Annotated in this window: 3 protein-coding genes; 1 reads left to right on the top strand and 2 read right to left on the bottom strand. The window is 49.6% G+C overall.

The window, feature by feature from the left end; all coding sequences use genetic code 11:
- Nucleotides 1-864, top strand: an 864-nt coding sequence (locus tag J7K63_03590) for a xanthan lyase (GenBank protein MCD6234105.1), incomplete at its 5' end; no start/stop codon positions are given.
- 46 nt (nt 865-910) lie between these two features.
- Here the strand turns inward: J7K63_03590 and J7K63_03585 are convergent.
- Nucleotides 911-2326, bottom strand: coding sequence for an 8-oxoguanine deaminase (locus J7K63_03585; GenBank protein ID MCD6234104.1), 1416 nt, complete (start codon nt 2324-2326; stop codon nt 911-913).
- A complete protein-coding gene (locus J7K63_03580; protein ID MCD6234103.1) occupies nt 2326-3792 on the bottom strand; it encodes a pyridoxal-phosphate dependent enzyme in 1467 nt (488 codons plus the stop codon). The genes J7K63_03585 and J7K63_03580 overlap by 1 nt, the downstream gene beginning before the upstream one ends.
- Nucleotides 3793-3957: the final 165 nt, after the last annotated feature.

Genomic DNA, 3957 nt, shown 5'->3' with positions numbered 1-3957 from the left:
TTTGACCGGGTAAGCGGCCCTGCCACCGTGGAGACGGATATCTTTGAAGGCTTTGCCGGATTTATGGATATGGGGGTTGCCGATGGTAAAGATTATCTCTTCACCGGCCGACAGACCGATTGGGCGCCTTCATCTCCCTTTCTTACCAATGATGCACCGGGACACGGAGCCAGTATGGCCGGTTATGAACAAAAGGTCACACCGGGGAATACCCATGATTTTCCCCGGGTGTACGGAAAATCCATCCTCAAAGCGGGATACGGCTTTCTTTCCACATCCGATGAAGCGATAAACAAAACACCGGACAGACTGAAAGATATGCCGGCGGTTATCCTGATTCTCGGAGAGGAAAAAACAACTCCCGGGCCGTCTCCAACGATGAAAACGGCCTTTCAAACCTTTGATCCGGAGCTTCAGTCCCTGATTAAGACCTACCTGAATGGCGGCGGGAAGATGTTCATTTCCGGTTCCTATGTGGGAACAGACCTTTTCAAAAACGGAAAGAGTAAGGCAGACAGTCTGTTTGCCGAGGATGTGCTGAAATTCACTCTGGCCTCCTCCTATGCGGAATGGGGCGGGAAAGCCATTTCCTTTGAGGATACATTCCTGAAAGACGGCACGACCCTTTCCTTCAACACCCGTTATCATCCGGAGATCTACCAGGCTGAAGCGGTGGATGCCATCGATCCGGTGGATTCACTGGCCACAACCATCCTCCGTTACGGGGATAATTACTACAGTGCCGCTGTGGCTTACGACGGTGATTATCGCCATGTTGTCATGGGATTCCCCTTTGAAACAATCTTGGAGAAAGGGGATAGGCACCTCCTGATGGAAGCTGTATTAAAGTTTCTGTTTAAGTAGCATTCAAATATCGAACTAATAAATAATTTTGGCCCGGTGGTGTGTGTTACCGGGTCAATTTTTTATCCGGGAGAATGTTTTGGGCTTTGGCTGCCAGCTGGTCTGACAGGGTTTGATGGCGGGCAATGTGGGAAACTTCGTCAAATCCCTTGATTGTGCCCTTCTCCACCACGATCTTTCCATTCACAATGGAATAATCCACCGGTTCCATGGCCACATTAAAGACCAGGGCAGCTGCCGGATCATGCTGAGCCCCGGCGTATTCCAGGCGGTCCATGGAAACCATGATCAGGTCGGCACATTTACCCGGAAGGATTTGTCCGATATCCTCCCTGCCCAGTGCTTTTGCCCCGCCAACAGTTCCCATCCAGAGAACATCCCCGGCAGTCAGGCGGTATTCCGGCTCACGCAACCGGGAAAGAAGCATGGCCTGGCGGAGTTCCATGAGCATATTGGAGGAATCGTTGGAGGCGGATCCGTCCACGCCGATTCCCACCCTGATTCCGGCTTTCAGCATCTCTTTGATGTGTGCAATACCCGATCCAAGGCGCATATTGGAAGAGGGACAGTGAGCAACACCCATTCCTGCTTTGCCTCCACGCCGGATTTCATCCTCATTCAGATAAATACAATGGGCAAACCAGGCATGGGAATCAATCCAGTCCAGAGATTCCATGTAATCAAAAGGTCGCTGGCCGAATTTCTCCAGGCAAAATGTCTCTTCATCCTTTGTTTCTGCCATATGGGTGTGTATTTGCAGACCGTATTCCCGGCCGATTTTTGCCGTTTCTTTCATCAGCTCCCGGGTCACGGAGAAGGGTGAACAGGGAGCCAGGGCAATCCGGGTCATGGCTCCGGGAGACGGATCATGATACGTTTTAATCAGGCGAAGAGTATCCTTCAGGATCTCTTTTTCTGTCTGAGTCACATCATCGGGAGGAAGACCGCCGTCTTTTTTACTCATAGACATGGATCCCCGGGTGGGCTGGAAACGGATTCCCAGTTCCCGGGCGGCTTCAATTTCTCTGTCGATGAGGATTTCTTCCGCCTGACGGGGAAAAAGATACAAATGGTCCGAACTGGTGGTGCAGCCTGATTTCAGAAGTTCTGCCAGAGCGGTTTTGGCACTTACATAAAAGGCTTCACCGCTGATTCCACGCCAGATTTCGTAATGGATAATCAGCCAGTCGAAGAGTTCTGAATTCTGGGCAGCCAATACATTTCGGGTGAGGGTTTGAAAAAAATGGTGATGGGTATTGACCAGTCCCGGCAAAACCACCATGCGGGATGCGTCAATTACAATATCGGCATGGTCTGAAAAAGGTTCAGGACCGGCCGATACAATCTGATTGTCCTCAATGTAAATGTGTCCGCCGGAAAAGGGATCCAGCAGATCCCCCCCATCCTTCCAGTCCGGTTTCATCCGGCACGCCAGGAGGGGATTTTTTACCAGAATGGACATTATTTCAGAAGCCCGGTCTTTTCGTTAAATGCTTTAATCAATTCATCAATTTTCGGAGTCATCTGATGGATGGCTCCCCAGTATGCTTCGGCATCATACCACTGGGCATTCAGTTCATCCAGAGGCTTTTCCTGCTGTTCAATCCAGGTATAGTATTTCAGATTGTGAATGCGTTTTTTTCCGTAATAATCCAGTTCCAGCATATTATCTATAGTGATCTGGTTCAGAATTTCACTATCCCGGATGGCATCATCCCGGGTATATTCGCCATACTTCTCATGCATTTCACGCATGCGGGAGTTATAGAGTTCCATGGAGTCGGTGAAAACTGTCAGGACAATATCCTTTTCCGTGAGTTCATTGTATTTGGCATATTTGATGGCTGCCACCATATTACCAATGGATGAAATCCCCAGGAGATCCAGATTTTCCACAAGGGAAGTTTCCACTCCGCGATTAATGAGGCATTCTTTGCCTTTTTCCTCGTTAAACAAGCGCATGAGACGGATGGTATGTTCATCATCTACGGCAATGACAAAATCGGTATTTTTCACATTGTGGATCCAGGGCACGTGTTTATCGCCAATGCCCTCGATGCGGTGACCTCCGAAACCGTTACTGAGGAGGGTGGGGCACTGGAGGGCTTCCGCCACGGTAATTTTGGATGTGGGAAATTTTTCTTTCAGGTAATCACCGCAGGCCAGAGTTCCGGCGGAACCGGATGACGACACCACACCGGAGTAACGATCTCCCGGTTTCATTTCTTTTTTGAGCACCTCTTCCATGGCCGGTCCGGTGATTTCGTAGTGCCACAAGTGATTGCCGAATTCATCGAACTGGTTGAAAATCACCACGTGATTTCCCCGGGACCGTTTCAATTCCCAGCATTTGTCGAAAATTTCCTTCACATTGCTTTCACAGCCCGGTGTGGGAATGACTTCACCGGCAACGCGGGAGAGCCATTCAAAGCGCTCTTTGGACATCTCTTCCGGGAGGATGGCGATGGATTCACAGGCCAGGAGGGCTGCATCATAGGCGCCGCCGCGACAGTAATTTCCCGTGGAAGGCCAGACTGCCTTCTGGGATGTGGGATCAAACTGCCCTGTCACCAGCCGGGGGACCAGACACCCGAAGGTTGCCCCCACTTTATGGGAACCGGTAGGGAACCACTTTCCCACCAGGGCGATGATCCGGGCTTTCACGCCTGTCAGTTCCGGAGGAAGTTCGATATAGTTCACACCATTAAAACCACCACCTTCAGGGACCGGTTCATTTTTCCACGTGATTCGGAAAAGATTGCGCGGATGAACATCCCAGAGTCCGATAGACTTCAGTTCTTCCTTTATGCGATCCGGGATCTGTTCCGGATTTTTCATCTGTTCAAAGGTTGGAATAATAATATCCCGTTCTTTACATCGTTGGACGGTTTGTTCCAACTGTGTGGGATTCAGAGTCAGGTCAATCATGCTTTCCTCGTTTCTTATGAATTGCGCTTCCTTGGAAATTAATAATTTTTTGTGTGACAAGCAGTAAGAATAAGGAGGAGTTGAGAGTGAAGAGTTGAGAGTCGTAGGGGTAAAACATTTTTTACCCCTGAGTTGGAGTTGAGAGTTTTGAGTTTTTTCTCCCGC

This window comes from Candidatus Neomarinimicrobiota bacterium, from assembly GCA_021157965.1.
Lineage (GTDB): Bacteria > Fidelibacterota > Fidelibacteria > Fidelibacterales > Fidelibacteraceae > Fidelibacter.
This window is presented reverse-complemented; position numbering and strand designations above follow the sequence as displayed.